Source organism: Bradyrhizobium sp. JYMT SZCCT0428 (assembly GCF_018131075.1).
GTDB lineage: Bacteria > Pseudomonadota > Alphaproteobacteria > Rhizobiales > Xanthobacteraceae > Bradyrhizobium.
The window spans coordinates 213175-230732 of the sequence record NZ_JAFCLS010000001.1 but is presented as its reverse complement, the minus strand read 5'-3'; the positions used below and the strand labels follow the sequence as shown (position 1 = coordinate 230732).

Here is a 17558-nt window from a genome sequence, read left to right as displayed (position 1 = left end):
CGTAAACCGCCGGGGGACCACGGCAAACCCAAGGCGACCACACCGGTAGCAACCATTGATTCACCACGGCGGCGCGCACCGCATTTCCGCCGTGTTCGGGTTGCGATATCTTTACGACTTGGTGCGGAGGTGGGCCGTATCAAGGAATCAGGCCGGGCAGCCTCAACGTAGGCATGCGGCCGCGAGAATGGTATTTGGGGCAGATGGGGATTCGACGGCCGAAATCGATGGTCCGGGTGGCGCGTGGCGCTACTGCCGTGGCCGCCTGTCTCCTGCTTGCCAATTGCGCCTCGTCGGGCAAGTTCGCGAGCCGCGTCGATCCCAAGTACGGCGTTTCCTCGAGCCCCCGGGTGGTGGCGATGGGCGAACGCGTGCCGAAGGGTGGCGGCACCTACCGAATCGGCAAGCCCTACACCGTGGCGGGGCGGGTCTACGTGCCCGAGGAAGACCCCGACTATCGTGCGGAAGGCATGGCCTCCTGGTACGGCGACGATTTCCATGGCCGGCTGACCGCCAATGGCGAAGTATTCGACATGCTCTCGCTGACCGCAGCCCATCCAACGCTGCCGATCCCCAGCTACGCCCGCGTCACCAATTTGCGTAACGGCAAATCGCTGGTCGTCCGCGTCAATGACCGTGGCCCATATCATGGCAACCGCCTCATAGACGTCTCGAATAAGGCAGCCGAACTCCTTGATTTCAAAAGCAATGGTGTCGCCAAAGTCCGCGTCGAATATGTTGGGCGGGCGCCCCTGGAGGGTTCCGACGACCGTCAGCTGATGGCGACCTTGCGGACCGGCGTTCCGGCGCCGTCGCCGTCCACGGTGCGTGTGGCTTCCGCCCGGCCGTTCGTTCCCGAGATCCCGTCCTCCGCGGGTCGGGTCCGAGGCGAGGTTCCGATGCCGGAGGGACGGCCCTATAGCCTCGGCAACACGTCGGCGGACTACGCCTCGATCAATGCGACCTCGGAAATGTCGACCTCCAACCGCACCCGGGGCCGGGCGTTGGAAAACCCACGTGCGGTCTCTTACGAAAACGAGGCGGGCTATGCCGCCACGCCGCGCTCGGCCTATCTGCCGATCGATCCGCGGGGCCCGAGCGAGGTTTTGAGCGGGCGCGGGCTCTACTGATTCTTCAGGAAGGCTATCAAAGCGGCGTTGACCTCATCGGGCCGTTCTTGCTGAACCCAGTGACCGGCGCCGTCGATGATCAGCTTTTGCCGTAGGTTAGGCAGTACCCGCTCCAGTTCGGTCACGCGCTTGGCGCCGATCAGGCCGGTGATCACGGAATCTTTCGATCCCGCGACGAACAATGACGGCTGATGGATCTGGGCACCTTGCCAGGGGGCGGTGAGCTCCCAGTTGCGGTCGAGATTGCGGTACCAGTTCAGTCCGCCGCGAAAGCCGGATTCCCGATAGACCTTGGCAAAATAGGCGATGTCGGCCTCACCGAGCCAATCCGGCAGCTTCACGACCGGGCTGATGTTGCCGAGAAAGCCCTTGCCCTCGGCGATGTAGAGCGCGGCCGGATCGGACACCCCGCGCCCAAGCACCAGGCGCATGGTCAATGCGACATCGCGCTCGAATTCGGCCTCGGCAACGCCGGGGGTCTGAAAGTATTGCCAGTAGAAATTGGTGATTCCACCTTCGCGCAGGCTCTCCAGCGGCCGGCCGCGGCCGCGGAACGGGGGCGGCACACTGAGGCCCGCGACCTTCGTAAAGACGTCCGGGCGGAACATCGCCGCGTGCCAGGCAACCGGGGCACCCCAGTCATGGCCGACAATGACGGCCTGCTTTTCGCCCAGCGCCGACACCAGTGCAACCATGTCGCCGACATTGTCGAAGATGCTGTAAGCCCCGACATCAGTGGGCGCGCTGCTGCGGCCAAAGCCGCGCATGTCCGGGGCCACGACATGGAAACCGGCTGCCGCGATCGCAGGGATCTGGTGCCGCCACGAATAGGACAATTCCGGCCAGCCGTGACAGAGCAGCACCAGCGGACCCTGACCTTGCTCGAGCACAAACAACTCGATCCCGTTGGCAGAAATGGTCCGTGAGGATGGCATCGCGTTTCCGCCCTGTTTTTCGTATCTTGTCGGGAAATTGCAGCGCTTGGGAAGGATACGGTCGTTCGGTCGGCACCGCAATTGGATCGGCTGATCCACAAGTCCGAAAACCTGTGTTGTTTGCGATACTTCCAACTGTTAGAACGCCGGGATTCAGGACATTGCCGATGGCTGCCGACAGACCCGTTTCCAGCAAATCTGACGCCGCCGCTGCTCGCCTGTGGCGGGGGTTGGTCGCGGCCACGCTGGCGCTGGCCGTCGGCTGGGGCGGGATTGTCTACGCCGCCAACAACAGCGTGCAGGGCGCCAAGAAGGAAGTCGAGGGTGGCTTTGACGGCGACGCGCCGACCGCAATCCTGATTGAAGGCACCAGCGGCAGCGTGCTGTTTGAGAAGAATGCCGACGAGTTGCGGGCGCCGTCCAGCATGATGAAGCTGATGACGGCCGAGGTGGTGTTCAACGCCGTCAAGACCGGCAAGATCAAACTGACCGACGAATATCGCATCAGCGAAAACGCCTGGCGCAAAGGCGGCGCGCCGGCGGGCGGCTCGACCATGTTTGCCATCCTCAACAGCAAGGTTTCGGTCGACGATCTGCTGAAGGGCGCGATCATCCAGAGCGGCAACGACTCCTGCATCGCGCTCGCCGAGGGGATGGCCGGAAACGAGAAGATCTTTGCCGCCGAATTCTTGACCAAGCGGGCACGCGAGCTCGGCATGACCAGGTCGACCTTCGGCAATTCCAACGGGCTGCCCGATCCCGCCAACAAGATGACGGTGCGGGAACTGGCCAACCTCTCGCGTCATATCATCCTGACCTATCCGGACATGTACAAGCTGTTCGCGGAGAGGGAATTCATCTGGAACAAGATCCGGCAACAGAACCGCAATCCGCTGCTGAACTCGCTCAATGGCGCCGACGGGCTGAAGACCGGTTACACCAAGGACGGCGGCTACGGCATGGTCGGCTCCGCCGTCCAGAACGACATCCGGCTGATTGTCGTGATCAACGGGCTTGAAGACCCCGACGATCGCGCGTCGGAAGCCAAGAAAATGCTGGAATGGGGGTTCCGCAATTTCGAGGCGCGGACGCTGTTCGCTGCCAATCAACAGGTCGGATACGCCAAGGTGTTCGGCGGTGAAAGCCGGTCGGTCAAGCTGGCGAGCCGCGAGCCGATTAAGGTGATGGTGCCGAAGAACGGCAGCGAAAAACTGATCGCGCGCCTGGTCTATAACGGCCCGGTGCGAGCGCCGGTCGCCGAGGGCCAGCCGGTGGGCGTGGTGCGGGTCTGGCGCGGCGGCAATGTCGCGATGGAGGCGCCGGTCTATGCTGCGGAGGCGGTCGCGACCGGTTCGACGATGCGCCGGGCGATCGACGGCGCCAGCGAGCTTGTCATCGGCATGTTCCGCGCGAGCGCAGAGAAGCTCTGATCATGGCCGAAGCAACGGTTAGCCGGCCTTCGGGGCGCGGAAAGTTCATTTCGTTCGAAGGCGGCGAGGGCTCCGGAAAGTCCACGCAGATCAAGAAACTTGCCGATCGCCTTGCAGCGGCAAAGCTGCGCGCGATCGTCACCCGCGAACCCGGCGGATCGCCGGGTGCCGAAATCATCCGTCATCTCGTGCTGTCGGGCATGGGCAAATTGCTGGGGCCGGAGGCGGAAACGCTGCTGTTTGCCGCCGCCCGCGACGACCATGTGCGCACGGTGATTCAGCCTGCGCTCGGCCAGGGGATCTGGGTGCTGTGCGACCGGTTTTCGGATTCGACGCGTGCCTATCAGGGGCGGCTGGGACAGGTCTCGCCCGCCGTGCTCAACGCCATGCAGCGGGTCACCATCGGCGATCTCAAGCCGGACCTGACCATCATCCTCGACATCCCTGTTGAAGTTGGCCTCAAGCGCGCGGCCGCCCGCCGCGGCACCGGCGCTCCCGACCGTTTCGAGGCCGAGGATGTCAAGTTCCACCAGGATCTGCGCGACGCCTACAGGCAGATCGCCGCGGAAGATCCGCAGCGCTGCGCGCTGATCGACGCCAACGCGGATACCGACACAGTCGCAGCCCGTGTCTGGAAGGCCTTGCGCGATCACCTGTTCGCTATTTCCTCGACGGCGAGTTCCGCATGAGTGCCCGTAAGGTCGAGCAGGAGACCACAGTCCGGCATCCCCGCGAAACGCCAGATCTGTTTGGGCATCGCGAGGCAGAGACCGCACTGCTCAACGCCTACCGCAGCGGCCGCATTCCGCATGCCTGGCTGATCGGCGGCGCGCAGGGCATCGGCAAGGCGACGCTGGCCTATCGCATGGCACGGTTCGTACTGGCGCATCCCAACCCGCTGTCGTCATCGGTGCAACGCGCGGAGACGCTGGCGGTCGATCCCACCGATCCCGTTGCGCGGCAGGTCACCAATGGCGCCCATGGCGGGCTGTTGGTGCTGGAGCGCAGCCTCAACGACCGCGGCGTGATGCGCACCGTCATCACGGTCGACGAGACGCGCGAGACGATCTCGTTCTTCGGCTCGACCGCGGCGGTCGATGGCTGGCGGGTCTGCATCGTCGATACCGTCGACGAGCTCAATCCCAATGCTGCAAACGCACTGCTCAAGATACTGGAGGAGCCGCCGCAGCGATCGCTGTTTCTGCTCGTCAGTCATTCGCCGGCGCGGGCGCTGCCGACCATCCTGTCCCGTTGCCGCAAATTGCCGCTTCGCCCGCTGGCGACCGAAGACGTTATCCGCGCCGCCGCACAGGCTGCGAACATGATGGCCGATGATCCCGCGCTCGCGGAAGCGGCAGAGGCGGCGGAGGGCAGTGTCTCACGCGCGGTCACGCTGCTCGGCGGCGATGCGCTCAAGCTGCAGCAACGGACCGCGGCGCTGCTGGCGACCCTGCCGCATGTTGACCCCCGCGAATTGCACGCGCTCGGTGACGCGCTGGGCGGCAGCGACCGCGTGGCCCTTGCGGCCTTTGTCGACGGCATCGATCGCTGGATCGGAGAAAAGCTGCGCGCGGGTGACGCCAACGCCAACCTGCCGCGCCTTGCACGGCTGGCGGAGGTATGGGAAAAGATCATCCGCGCCGCGCGCGATACGGAATCGTACAATCTGGAACGAAAACCGCTGGTTTTCTCGGTATTCGGGATGCTCGCGGAAGCCACGCGGTGATGCTCCGTTTGATGTTAATCCGGACAATCTGATTTGAACGTTTAAAGGAAATTCGTGGTGGCGAAGGCTAACAAGAAAACCTCCAAAAAGAAAAAGGCCAAGGCCCGCAAGTCTTCGCCTGCGCGCGCCACCAAAACGGCCGGCGCTAAAAAGCGCGGCGTGAAAAAATCGCGCAAGGCGTCGAAGAAGGCTGCCAAGAAAGCTGTCAAGAAATCCGTGAAGAAGACGGCAAAGAAAGCCGGGAAGAAGTCGGCGGCGAAGAAGGCTGCCAAGAAGCCTTCGAAGAAATCGTCGAAAAAATCCGCGAAGAAAACGATAACGAAGAAGCGCGCCACCGCGCCCAAGAATACGGCCGCGAATACGCCTGAGAATGCGCCCAAGGAAATAGTCGCGGCCGCAAAGCCGCTATCCGCGCCGAAGCGCCCGAAGGCTGCCACGCCGCGCAACAGTTACTTCGTCACGACGCCGATCTTCTATCCGAATGGCATACCGCACATCGGGCATGCCTACACCGCGATGGTCACCGACGCGATCGCACGCTTTCAGCGGCTCGACGGGTTCGACGTCCGCTTTCTGACGGGAACCGACGAGCACGGCCTCAAGATGCAGCAAACCGCGGTAGCTGAGGGCCTCACGCCGCTCGCTCTTGCGGATCGCAACTCCGCGCGATTCCGCGACATGATGGCCGCGCTGAACATCTCATATGACGATTACATCCGCACCACCGAGCCGCGCCACAAGCGGGCATGCCAGGCACTCTGGAGCGCGATCGAGAAGAACGGAGATATCTATCTCGACAAGTACGCCGGCTGGTATTCGGTCCGTCAGGAGGCTTATTTCGACGAAGCGGAAACGACCGTCGGGGACGATGGCATTCGCCGCGAGCCGCTGGGCTCGCCGGTCGAGTGGACCGAGGAAGAGACCTATTTCTTCCGCCTGTCGGCCTATCAGGACAAGTTGCTAGCCCTCTATGCTGACGTGCCCGACTTCGTGCTGCCGCGCGAGCGGCTCAATGAAGTTGCGAGCTTTGTCAAAGGCGGCCTGAAGGATCTATCGGTTTCGCGAACGACGTTCGACTGGGGCATCGAGGTGCCGGGCGCTCCGTCCCATGTGATGTATGTCTGGATGGACGCGCTCACGAATTACATTACGGCCGCCGGCTATCCCGACGTCGAGAGCGCCGAATTCCAGCGTTACTGGCCGGCCAATCTGCACGTCACCGGCAAGGATATCGTGCGTTTCCACGCCGTCTACTGGCCTGCCTTCCTGATGTCGGCCGGTGTCGAGGTCCCCCATCGTGTCTTCAGCCACGGCTTCCTGCTCAACCGCGGTGAGAAGATGTCGAAGTCTGTCGGCAACGTCGTCGATCCCTTCGCCATGGCGGCGCAATACGGCGTCGATCAGATACGCTATTTCTTCATGCGCGAAGTGTCGTTCGGTCAGGACGGGAGCTACAATCACGAGGCTATCGTCGCGCGTATCAATGCCGATCTCGCCAACGATCTCGGCAACCTGGCGCAGCGTTCGCTTTCCATGATCGCCAAACAACTCGACGGCATCCTGCCGGAGCCCGGCGAATTCAGCGACAACGACAAGGCGATCCTGGCGCAGGCCGATGCCATGCTCGAAGCGTCGCGGTCAGCGATGGCGACGCAGCAGATCCATCAATGGCTGAGCGCCGTGTGGGCCGTGGTGGCTGAAGCCAACCGCTATTTCGCGGGCGAGGCGCCGTGGGCGCTGGCAAAGACCGATCCGGCGCGGCAGAAGACCGTTCTGTACGTGACCGCGGAAGTCGTGCGCCAGATCGCGATCCTGGCACAGCCGGTGATGCCGGAATCCTCCGGCAAGCTGCTGGACAGCCTCGGTATCCCCCAAGATATCAAGTCGCGTAATTTCGCAGCGCTTTCCACGCGCATCGCAGCGGGTACGGCATTGCCGGCGCCGGTTGGGGTGTTTCCGCGCTACGTCGAGCCAAAGGCAGATTGATCGGTTCGAACGCCATGCTCGTCGACAGCCACTGCCATCTCGATTTTCCCGATTTCGCCGACGATCTCGACGGCATCGTTGCGCGCGCCGAAGGCGCGGGGATCGGCCGCATCGTCACCATCTCGACGCGGGTGAGGCGGCTTGGCGGGCTGCTGCAAATCGCCGAGCGGTTTCCGAACGTCTATTGCTCGGTCGGCACCCATCCGCACCACGCCGATGAGGAAGACGGCATTCCGGCCGCCGAGCTGATCGAATTGACGAAGCACCCGAAGGTGATCGCACTGGGCGAGGCGGGGCTGGATAATTTCTACGATGACGGCTCGCCGGAGGCGCAGGAGCGCGGTTTTCGCGCCCATATCGCCGCCGCGCGCGCCACCGGCCTGCCGCTGGTCATTCACACCCGCGACGCCGATGAAGGTTGCGGTCGTATCCTCGAGGAGGAAATGGCCAAGGGACCGTTTCGCGCGGTGCTGCATTGCTACACCGGCGGACGCGAACTGGCGATGAAGGCGATCTCGCTGGGACTTTCGATCTCGTTCACGGGCATCCTGACGTTCAAGAAGTCGGAAGCCTTGCGCGAACTCGCCGCCGAACTGCCGGCCGATCGCATCATGGTCGAAACCGACGCACCGTATCTGGCGCCCGGCAAATTCCGCGGCAAGCGCAATGAGCCATCCTACGTGGTCGAGGTGGCCAAAGTGCTGGCGGAGGCGCGCGGGGTTTCGCTGGAGGAGATCTCGCGGCAGACAACCGAAAACTTCTTTCGGCTGTTTTCCAAGGTACCCGCGCCGAAAGCGCCCGCATGACGCTGACGCTGACGATCCTTGGCTGTGGTTCCTCCGCCGGCGTGCCGCGTCCGGCGCTCGGTTGGGGCGCCTGCGATCCCAACAACCCCAGGAATCGCCGCCGCCGCTGTTCGCTGCTGGTCGAGCGCACGGGCGCGCACGGCACCACGCGGATCGTGATCGACACCTCGCCCGACCTGCGCGAGCAATTGATCGACGCCAATGTCGATCATATCGACGCGGTGTTTCTGACGCATGAGCACGCCGACCAGACCCACGGCATCGACGATCTGCGCTCGGTCGTGCTGCATCAGCGGCGGCGCATTCCCGTCTACTTCAATCAGTCGACCGCGAAAGACATCATGGCGCGGTTCTCCTATTGCTTCATCTCGCCCGAGGGTAGCGATTACCCGCCAATCCTGACGCGTCATTCCATCGAATCCGGCGAGAGCCACACCACACAGGGGAAGGGAGGACCGGTGGAGCTTTCGGCCTTCCTGGTTCACCACGGCAAGATTCCCGCGCTGGGATTTCGCATTGGGGATGCCGCCTACACACCCGACCTCCACGACATTCCCGAGGAGAGTTGGCCGGCGCTGGAAAACCTCGAGCTGTGGATCATCGACGGGCTGCGCTATGCCGGGCATCCCAGCCATTTCAGCATCAACGACGCGCTGTCCTGGATCGGGCGCTTCAAGCCGCGCCGCGCCGTCATCACCAACATGCATTCCGACCTCGATTATGAGGTGCTTCGCCAGAGCCTGCCGGCCGGCGTGATCCCGGCTTTTGACGGGATGCGGCTGACGCTGGAGCGAGCGGGCTAACCGCCCAGCGGGCGCGGCGGAACTTCGTCGGCACGAACTGATTATCACCGGAGTTCCGCTTCGAGGAGAGAGCCGAGATGATCCGCCGCCTGTTGGCCGCGCCAGTCCTGTGGGTCTGGCTGATATTGCCGGCGGCCGGGCTGGACGCCGCGTCGATCAACAATGCAGAATTTGAATCTGTAAAACCTCCGGCAGAAAGGAAAGTCGATCCGCTCGTCATCAAGGTCCAGGTTCTGCTGGATCGGGCGCGGTTTTCTCCGGGAGAGATCGATGGCAAGCTCGGAGAAAACGCGCAGAAGGCGTTGAAGGCTTTCGCCGAGGCGAAAGGCCTGAAGCCGTCTCAAGCATTGACGGCGGAGGTATGGAAGGCGCTTGCCGGGACGAGCCCGGACGCTGTTGTCATCGAGTACAAGATTTCCGGTGACGATATTAAGGGACCCTTCCTGGAAAAGCTTCCCTCCAGGATGGAAGAAATGCGGCACCTCAAAGCTCTCGGCTACACCAGTCCGCGCGAAGCCATAGCCGAGAAATTTCACATGAGTGAGGGGCTGCTGGAAGCTCTCAATCCCAAGAAGAAGTTCGATCAGGCAGGTGAAACCGTTTTGGTCGCCGCCGTGCCGAGAGATGACGCCAGGTTGAAGGTTGAACGGATCGAGGTGGACAAATCACGCCAGGCCGTAAAGGCCTTCGCCTCGTCCGGCGAGCTTGTCGCGTTCTTTCCAGCGACTGTCGGGAGCAAGGAAAAGCCTACCCCCAGCGGCACGCTCAAGGTCGTGTCCACCGATGCCAACCCGAATTATCGCTATAACCCTGACTACAAATTCAAGGGTGTTAAATCAAAAGAGGCCTTCAACATCAAACCCGGCCCGAACAACCCGGCGGGATCATATTGGATCGGATTGTCGGCGGAAGGATACGGCATCCACGGCACGTCCAACCCTTCGACGGTCAGCAAGTCTGAATCTCACGGTTGCGTTCGACTCACCAATTGGGATGCCGGCTTGCTGGGCAGGAGCATCAAAAAGGGAACGCCGGTCGTGTTCGTCGAGCAGCCGCCGGCGAGCGGAAAGAGCTAAATCGTCCGGGCGCGGTTCAAGCCCCGCTGCTTCTTGTCATCACCGAGAGGATTATGACGTGCTGCGCCAGACTCTGCAGGCTGGCGTGATCCGGCCCATGAGGTTGACGCTGGAGCGGGTGGAGTAAACGGACTACGGTGGGAAAAAAGCAGGGGTAGCGTAATGATTGGCCTGTTCTTCGAAGTTCAGACTAGGCCCGGGCGTCGGGACCAGTATCTCAATCTCGCCGCTTCACTGAAGCCCGAGCTTGAGGCCATGGGTGGCTGTCTTTTCATTGACCGATTCAGGAGTTTGACACAGGAAAACCTGCTGCTGTCCTACCAGATATGGCGGGACGAGGGCGCCCTGACGGCCTGGCGGGCCCATGGCCACCATCACGAGGTCCAGACGGCCGGCCGCGAGAAAGTCTTTTCGGACTACCGTATTCGCGTCGCTCAGGTCATTCACGAAGAAAGGCCGGGACAACCTGTCTGGCAGCCGAAGAAGCGGACGCCCTACAACGATCCTTCCCGCCGTCCGCCGACCTATGTGCTGGCGGCGGAATCGCGAAGCGCCGAACTTCCAGTCGCAACCGATTGGCGCCGTGACGCGTTTACGAGCGTCTATCGCGAAGGACAGTATGCCCACCTGATCGACGTGCCGGACGAAGCGGGCGGTACCGCATTCGGTGCGCGGCTATTTGCCGATCCCACGATGGAGTATTTCCGCGTCTTCGAGGTCATGCGCGACTACGGCATGTACGAACGGGCCGAGGCGCCGCAGTATTATCCGCCAGTAAGGAGAGAGCAGGGGTAGATTCGTAGGGTGGGCAAAGCGAAGCGTGCCCACCACTCTTGAGGGAGTTTGACGAACGATGGTGGGCACGGCGCCTACGCGCCTTTGCCCACCCAACGGTCTACGAATTTACGCCGAAATCGCCTTCGCCGAATCGACCTGATTGCGCAGCAGGAATTTCTGTATCTTCCCGGTCGACGTCTTCGGAATGACGCCGAACACCACGGCCTTCGGGGTCTTGAAGCCGGACATGTGGCCGCGGCAGAACGCGATGATGTCGGCCTCGGTGGCTTTGGCGCCTTCCTTCAGCTCGACGAAGGCGCAGGGCACTTCGCCCCATTTCGGATCGGGTTTTGCCACGACAGCTGCGAACAGCACCGCGGGATGCTTGTAGAGGATGTCCTCGACCTCGACCGATGAGATGTTCTCGCCGCCGGAAATGATGATGTCCTTGGAGCGGTCCTTGATGATGACGTAGCCGCTTTCATCGAGCACGCCGAGATCGCCGGTGTGAAACCAGCCGCCGGCAAAGGCCTCGCTCGTCGCCTTCTCGTTCTTCAGATAGCCCTTCATCACGATATTGCCGCGGAACATCACCTCGCCGATGGTCTCGCCGTCGCGCGGCACTTCGCGCATGGTTTCGGGATCGAGCACCGTGACGCCTTCCTGCAGCGGGTAGGGCACGCCCTGCCGGCGCTTGAGCTGGGCGCGTTGATCGGCCGGCAATTCATCCCAGCCCGGCTGTTCGGCGCAGACCGAAGCAGGACCATAGACCTCGGTCAGGCCGTAGACATGCGTCAGCTTGATGCCGATGCTCTCGGCGCCTTCGAGCACGGCAACGGGAGGCGCTGCGCCCGCAATCAACCCGACCACGGACCGCGCCTTGGCGCCCTTGGGGGCGCCCGGCGCGTTGATCAGCGTGTTGTAGACGATCGGCGCACCGCACATGTGGGTGACGCCGTGTTTGGGGATCAGTTCGAAAATCTTCGACGGGTCCACCTTGCGCAGGCAGACATTGATGCCGGCGGCGGCCGCGACCGTCCACGGAAAGCACCAGCCGTTGCAGTGAAACATCGGCAGCGTCCAGAGATAGACCGGATGCTGGCCGAGATTGCCCGCCAGGATATTGCTGACGGCATTGAGATAAGCACCGCGGTGATGGGTCACTACGCCTTTCGGGTTGCCCGTGGTGCCCGACGTATAGCTCAGCGCGATCGCGTCCCATTCATCGCCGGGCAGCCGTGCCACAAAACCAGCATCGCCCTGCGCTACCGCCGCTTCATATTCGAGTTCGCCGATCCGCTTGCCGCCGGCAAATGTCGCATCGTCGACGTCGATGACATAAGGCTTGGGCCACTTCATCAGCGTCAGCGCTTCCGCAATGACGCCGGAAAACTCCGGATCGACCAGGATGATTTTGGCGCCGCCATGATCGAGCTGAAACGCGATCGAGGGCGCGTCGAGCCGGATGTTGAGCGCATTTAGCACCGCGCCGGCCATCGGCACCGCGAAATGCAATTCATTCATCGCGGGAATATTCGGCAGCATCGCCGCGACCGTATCACCATGGCCGATGCCGCGGCCGGCGAGATAGGAGGCAAAGCGCCGGCAGCGCTCATGGGTCTGCGACCAGGTGAAGACGCGGCCTTCATAGACGGTGCTGACGGCATCGGGATAAACAGCCGCGCTGCGTGCGAGGAAGCTCAGCGGCGTCAGCGGCACGTAGTTCGCCGGCGTCTTGTCCAATCCGATGCTGTATTGACCTTGGTCCGGCGTTTGGGCTGCGCTCATCGGCTTTGTCCCGTCAGTAAAATTGAACCTACAAGAACCCGATCGAAATCCACGGGAAGATCGCCACAATAATTAGTCCGACCATCAGCGCCAGCAGATAGCCCCAGATCGGCCTGATCCCTTCGGCCGGATCGACGCGTCCGATGGCGCAGGCGGCATAATAGCCCACTCCGAACGGCGGCGCGAATAGCCCGATACCCATCGCCAGGATAACGATCATGGCATAGTGAACCTCGTGGACGCCGACCGCACGGGCGATCGGAAACAACAGCGGTCCGAACAGCACGATCGCCGGAATGCCCTCCAGCACGCTGCCGAGGATCACGAAGGCCACGATCGACACCGCGATGAAGGTCGCCGAGCCGCCGGGCAGGCCGGTCATCGCCGCCGCCAGCGTCCGCGAGAAGCCGGACTGGGTCAGGCCCCAGGCCATCCCGGTGGCGCAGCCGATGATCAGCAGGATGGCGCCCGACAGGCACGCCGTCTCGACCAGCATCGGCATGATCCGTCGCCAGTCGAAATTGCGATAGATCAACAGCCCGTAGATCAGATAGCCGACGATGAAGGCGTAGACGATGCCGATGGTGGACACCTCGGTCGCGGTCGCAATGCCCTCGACCACGGCGTAGCGGATCACAAAAGGCAGCGCCACGGCGGGCAGGGCGATGATGAACGCACGGAGAATCTCGCCGCCGCTGGCCCTGGCGACGTGGGTCAGGTCCTCGTCGCGGTAGCGCCACCACACCAGCGCCGACAGCGTGATCGCCAGCACCACGCCGGGCAGCAGGCCGCCGGTGAACAGCGCTGCAATCGATACGCCGGTGACCGAGCCGATGGTGATCAGCACGAGGCTCGGCGGGATGGTTTCGGTTTGGGCGCCGGTGGCCGAGAGCAGGGCGACCAGATCGCCCGGCTTGGCGCCCCGCGCCTTCATTTCCGGAAACAGCACCGGGGCGACGGCAGCCATGTCGGCGGCCTTGGAGCCCGAGATGCCCGAGACCAGATACATCGCGCCGACCAGCACGTAATGCAGCCCGCCCCGGACATGGCCCAGCAGGCTTGCGAGGAACGCCACCATGGCGCGCGCCATGCCGGTCATTTCGATCAGCAACCCCAGAAACACGAACAGCGGCACCGACAGCAGGATGAGGTGGCTCATGCCCTCGTCCATGCGGCCGACGAGTACCATCAGCGGCGTATTGGTGGTCAGCGCCAGATAGCCATAGGTCGCCAGCCCAAAGCCGAACGCAATGGGAACGCCCGCGAACACGCAGAAGCCGGCCACGCCAACGAAGAAGATGATCAGGTTGAGATTGCCGAGCGGACGCAGCGAGCCTTTCAGCAGCCAGAACACCGCAATGACCAGCGCGACCGACAGGATGGCCGCGAAAACGGTGCGGATGTTGCCCGCGCGTGCCAGCCGCAGGAACGCAAACAGCGCCATCAGAGCGATGCCGACCGGCAGCGCCGCCGCCCGCCAGATATTGGTGACCTGCAGCGCCGGCGTCGTGATGTAGCTTTCCTCATAGGCGTATTCAAAGGCCGGCCAGGCGATCATCAAAAGGAACGCCAGCGCGGCCGAGGTCGCGACCAGATCGAGATAGGCGCGCAGCGCAGGCTTGGCGCTCGCGACCACAGCCGTCATCCGCATGTGCTCGGCACGCCGGAACGCCACGGCAGCCCCCAGCATCGCCAGCCACAGGAACAGCATCGAAGCCAGTTCGTCCGACCAGATCAACGGTCGGTGCATGCCGTAACGTGCGACCACGCCCGCGAACAGGATCACGATCTCGGCGACGACCAGGAGTGCTGCCGGGATCTCAACCAGCATGCCCAGGAGGTTTTCAATGGACGCGAGCAGGGAGCGGCGGCGAGGGGGCTCTGCCACCTCGCCGGTCACGTTCTCGGTCAGTTCGGCATGAGCCATCGCGGCGCCCTGCACCAAGGCATGATCCGGAAAAGTGGAAACGTATTTTCCGGGATGATCATGCTCAACCAAAGACAGGATAGGGTCTGAGACCCCTATCCGGCTACGACAGCTTGCCGACGGACTTCTCCAGCAGCTCCCAGGCCTGTTCGCCGTATTTGCCCTTCCATTCCGCATAGAAGCCGGCCGAGCGCAGTTTGTCGCGGAACGGGGTCACATTGGGCTGGTTGAAGACCAGGCCCTTGCCGGCCAGTTCCTGCTGCAGGCCGGCATTGAGCTTGGCGACGTCTTCGCGTTCCTTCACGCCCGCGGCGTTGATGTTTTTGGCGACGATGGTCCGGACATCCTCCGGGAGTTTTTCCCACGCGCGGCGGTTGGCAAGGAACCAGAAGCCGTCCCACATGTGGTTGGTCAGCGAGCAGAATTTCTGCACTTCGTAGAGTTTGGCGGTCGAGATGATCGCCAGCGGATTTTCCTGGCCCTCGACGATCTTGGTCTGCAGCGCGGAATAGACTTCGCTGAAATTGATCGAGGCGGGCGCCGCATCGAACGCCTTGAACATCGAGGTCCAGAGCGGCGAGACCGGAACGCGAATCTTGAAGCCCTTGAGGTCCTCAGGCCCGTTGATCGGCTTGGTCGAGGACGTGGTCTGTCGGAAGCCATTGTCCCAGATCTTGTCCATGACCACCAGATTGGCCTTGGTGATCTCGCCGCGGACGTGAGCGCCCAGCCCGCCATCCATGGCCTTCCAGACCGTGTCGTAATCCGGGAAAGCGAAGCCGATGCCGCTGATCGACGCCGCCGGCACCAGCGTCGCCAGGATCAGGCCCGACAGCGTGAAAAACTCGACGCCGCCGGACCTGATCTGGCTCAGCATGTCGGTGTCGGAACCGAGCTGGTTGTTCGGGAAAATCTGCAGGTCGAACCGGCCATTGGTCTCGGCCTTGATCGCCGCCGCCATCTCCTTGGCGCGGGTGTTCAACGGATGGCCGTCAGGCAGATTGTTGGCGTATTTGTAGGTGAATTCGGCGGTCTGGGCACGCGCCACCAACGGGGCGCTGATGCCGCCCAAAACCGCTGACGCAGCGGATGCCTTGAGAAGCGTGCGTCGTGAAAAGCTCATCTGGTTTCTCCCTTGAGGGTTGTTGTTCTTGAGACCCAATCCGTGCGGACCGGATGCTGCGAGCGATCTCGCCGGGCGGCTTATTGCAGCGTCCGCGGGCCGCGGCAATATCGGTTTTCGGGACGCAGCCGCCAGCAGTCATGCGTTTGTTTTTGCGAGCTGTCTGGGGTCGCGTTCTGGATCGAAGAACCGGGCCAATCTGACCTGGCTTGGAAGGAATTCACGCTAAATATCTGATCTAATTGTAGATATAAATATTCCATAATATACCTTATGCGAATTACGGGTATAGGCAGCCGAACCGGCCTTTCTTTGCATGGGGTTGTTTTCGTGATTTTGCGTTTGGCCTCTCGGCATAGGCTACCGCCCCCTGAACTTCGGCTTGCGCCGCTCCAGGAACGCCGCGACACCTTCCTTGTGATCCTCGCTCAGGCTCGCTAGCGCGAACTGGTCGACGTCCATGTGGCTGGTGAGATCGTCGAGCGCGTGGGTGAGCCGGTTGACGGTCAGCTTGGTCATGGCGACCGACAGCGACGGCTGGGCGGCGACCGTGGCGGCGAGCGCCATGGCGGCGTCGAAAGCTTTGCCGGGATCGGCGACCTCCTCGACCAGCCGCCATTCATAGGCCTCGGCTGCCGTGATGCGGTGGTCGGCCAGGATCACGGCCTGCTTGGTCCGCGCCGGTCCCATCAGGTGCAGCATGCGCGGCACGCTCTGCCAGCTCATGTTCATGCCGAGCCCGATCTCTGGCACGCGCATATGGGCGTCGCGGGCCATGACCCGGAAGTCCAGCGCCACCGCCAGCGCGACGCCGCCGCCGACGCAGAAGCCTTCGATGGCGCCGATCGTGATCTGTTCCATGTCCTGCCAGGCCCGCGTCAGGCGCGGCCCGAGTTTCAGATGGCGGCGCAGGGTGCCGAGGTCCATGGTTTTCCGCGCCCGGCCCTCGGGGTCTTTGAGATCGAATCCGGCCGTGAATGCCTTGGCGGCGCCGGTCAGCACCACGACCGAGGTCGCGCCGTCATCCTCAAAGCTGCGGGCGGCTTCGGTAAGCTGGCGCATCGCCTCCGGCGACATCGCGTTGATGCCATCGCCCCGGTCGAAGCGGACGACGGCGATACGGCCATCGGGCCCAAGGCCTTTTTCAATGGTGACGAATTTGGTCACGCGAGCGTCTCCCTGCCCGTTATTTTTGAAAACCTTAGCGCAGAAATGCGCGGTCGGCCCGCGCACTGTTTGCATGCCGGCCCCTCCTGCCCAGGGGTGCAACCGGCCGCGTGAGAGCTCACAAATGGCCGGTACGTTGATGGTCGGGTTTGCCGCCCGGCACCGGAAAGCGGATCGTGGTGCCAAGCGTGATCCAGTTGGCGTTTTCGCCTGATATGTTGTGGCCGTAGATTAGGTCGACCGAAAATATGTCGTTAGGCCGGTAGCGAATGCCGGTCTGGAATCGCGGCCGGACCGCGCTGGGCTCGTCCGACTGGCCGGCCTGGCCAAACGCTTCGATGGTCCACTGCAACGTGTCCGTGAGCTTCCAGTCAAAGCCGGCGCCATAGATCAGGTAGTGCCGGTCGGCCATGCGGTCCCACATCCAGCCGCCATTGAGATTGATCCGCATCGTCTCGGACAGTCTGTAGGTCACGGGCACCACCGCGAACGCGGTGAGGTTATCTCCGGTCAACGCGTCGAATGATCCGCCCGCATAGAACGACAGGCCGAACCTTCCAACGCCGGTCGGAATGAAGTTCCACTTGGCCTTGGGAGCGAGACTGGTGCTCCAGTCGCCGTCGCTGCGCGACCGGACGGTCTGCATGCTCAATTCCACCGGCCTGAAAACATTCACCGCGCAGGATGGATTGGCCACGGCCGTAAAATCCGTGTTGGTCGCCGCCTGCAGCCAGCTCTCGACCTTGCAGGAGCCGACCTCGGCGATGTCGGCGGCGTCGACCGCGTAGGCGCCGTTGGCGGCGCGCGCATCGCCAGCCGGAAGCCAGCCCGAAATGGCCGCTGCCGCCGCGATTGCGATGCGCCCTGCCCCAATCCCCATGACC

The 17558-nt window shown here is 62.9% G+C and carries 16 protein-coding genes; 9 read left to right on the top strand and 7 right to left on the bottom strand.

What is annotated here, in order from left to right; translation table 11 throughout:
* Positions 1-203: 203 nt before the first annotated feature.
* Positions 204-1130, top strand: a complete 927-nt coding sequence (locus tag JQ575_RS01200) for a septal ring lytic transglycosylase RlpA family protein (protein ID WP_212031451.1) — start codon at positions 204-206, stop codon at positions 1128-1130.
* Here the strand turns inward: JQ575_RS01200 and JQ575_RS01195 are convergent.
* Complete coding sequence (locus JQ575_RS01195; RefSeq protein WP_212031450.1) at positions 1124-2065, bottom strand: alpha/beta fold hydrolase; 942 nt, start codon at positions 2063-2065, stop codon at positions 1124-1126. The two genes, JQ575_RS01200 and JQ575_RS01195, sit on opposite strands and share 7 nt — an antisense overlap.
* A 167-nt stretch (positions 2066-2232) precedes the next feature.
* On the opposite strand from JQ575_RS01195, the gene JQ575_RS01190 reads away from it, so the two are divergent.
* From JQ575_RS01190 to JQ575_RS01180, 3 genes are read left to right on the top strand one after another with little or no spacing between them, the layout of a single operon-like run.
* Positions 2233-3495, top strand: coding sequence for a D-alanyl-D-alanine carboxypeptidase family protein (locus JQ575_RS01190; protein ID WP_212031449.1), 1263 nt, complete (start codon positions 2233-2235; stop codon positions 3493-3495).
* Between the two features lie 2 nt (positions 3496-3497).
* Positions 3498-4184, top strand: coding sequence for a dTMP kinase (gene tmk, locus JQ575_RS01185; RefSeq protein WP_212031447.1), 687 nt, complete (start codon positions 3498-3500; stop codon positions 4182-4184).
* Positions 4181-5221 (top strand): DNA polymerase III subunit delta', encoded by a 1041-nt coding sequence (locus JQ575_RS01180; protein ID WP_212031445.1) that lies wholly within the window; start codon positions 4181-4183, stop codon positions 5219-5221. The genes tmk and JQ575_RS01180 overlap by 4 nt, the downstream gene beginning before the upstream one ends.
* Positions 5222-5262: 41 nt before the next feature.
* Here JQ575_RS01180 and JQ575_RS46015 read toward each other — a convergent pair whose 3' ends face one another.
* Positions 5263-5667 (bottom strand): hypothetical protein, encoded by a 405-nt coding sequence (locus tag JQ575_RS46015; protein ID WP_312015867.1) that lies wholly within the window; start codon positions 5665-5667, stop codon positions 5263-5265.
* Between JQ575_RS46015 and metG the strand changes: the two genes are divergently transcribed.
* The 5 genes from metG to JQ575_RS01155 all read left to right on the top strand — a co-directional run bounded on the left by metG (position 5606) and on the right by JQ575_RS01155 (position 10687).
* On the top strand, positions 5606-7207 hold the full coding sequence (gene metG / locus JQ575_RS01175; RefSeq protein ID WP_312015864.1) for a methionine--tRNA ligase: 1602 nt from the start codon (positions 5606-5608) through the stop codon (positions 7205-7207). The genes JQ575_RS46015 and metG overlap by 62 nt on opposite strands.
* Before the next feature lie 14 nt (positions 7208-7221).
* Positions 7222-8013: a TatD family hydrolase gene (locus JQ575_RS01170; RefSeq protein ID WP_212031442.1), complete on the top strand. Its 792-nt coding sequence runs from the start codon at positions 7222-7224 to the stop codon at positions 8011-8013.
* Positions 8010-8816, top strand: coding sequence for an MBL fold metallo-hydrolase (locus tag JQ575_RS01165; protein ID WP_212031441.1), 807 nt, complete (start codon positions 8010-8012; stop codon positions 8814-8816). The genes JQ575_RS01170 and JQ575_RS01165 overlap by 4 nt, the downstream gene beginning before the upstream one ends.
* Before the next feature lie 77 nt (positions 8817-8893).
* On the top strand, positions 8894-9892 hold the full coding sequence (locus JQ575_RS01160) for a L,D-transpeptidase (RefSeq protein ID WP_212031440.1): 999 nt from the start codon (positions 8894-8896) through the stop codon (positions 9890-9892).
* A 162-nt stretch (positions 9893-10054) separates the two neighbouring features.
* Entirely contained in the window at positions 10055-10687 is a 633-nt protein-coding gene (locus JQ575_RS01155; RefSeq protein ID WP_212031438.1) for an antibiotic biosynthesis monooxygenase, read from the top strand.
* A gap of 108 nt (positions 10688-10795) precedes the next feature.
* Here JQ575_RS01155 and JQ575_RS01150 read toward each other — a convergent pair whose 3' ends face one another.
* The 5 genes from JQ575_RS01150 to JQ575_RS01130 all read right to left on the bottom strand — a co-directional run bounded on the left by JQ575_RS01150 (position 10796) and on the right by JQ575_RS01130 (position 17554).
* Complete coding sequence (locus JQ575_RS01150; RefSeq protein ID WP_212031436.1) at positions 10796-12457, bottom strand: acyl-CoA synthetase; 1662 nt, start codon at positions 12455-12457, stop codon at positions 10796-10798.
* 28 nt (positions 12458-12485) lie between these two features.
* A complete protein-coding gene (locus JQ575_RS01145) occupies positions 12486-14384 on the bottom strand; it encodes a TRAP transporter large permease subunit (protein WP_212031591.1) in 1899 nt (632 codons plus the stop codon).
* Positions 14385-14487: 103 nt separating this feature from the next.
* A complete protein-coding gene (locus JQ575_RS01140) occupies positions 14488-15507 on the bottom strand; it encodes a TRAP transporter substrate-binding protein (protein WP_212031434.1) in 1020 nt (339 codons plus the stop codon).
* A 360-nt stretch (positions 15508-15867) separates the two neighbouring features.
* Positions 15868-16674, bottom strand: a complete 807-nt coding sequence (locus JQ575_RS01135; RefSeq protein ID WP_212031432.1) for an enoyl-CoA hydratase/isomerase family protein — start codon at positions 16672-16674, stop codon at positions 15868-15870.
* 118 nt (positions 16675-16792) lie between these two features.
* On the bottom strand, positions 16793-17554 hold the full coding sequence (locus JQ575_RS01130; RefSeq protein ID WP_212031430.1) for a hypothetical protein: 762 nt from the start codon (positions 17552-17554) through the stop codon (positions 16793-16795).
* Between the last annotated feature and the right edge of the window lie 4 nt (positions 17555-17558).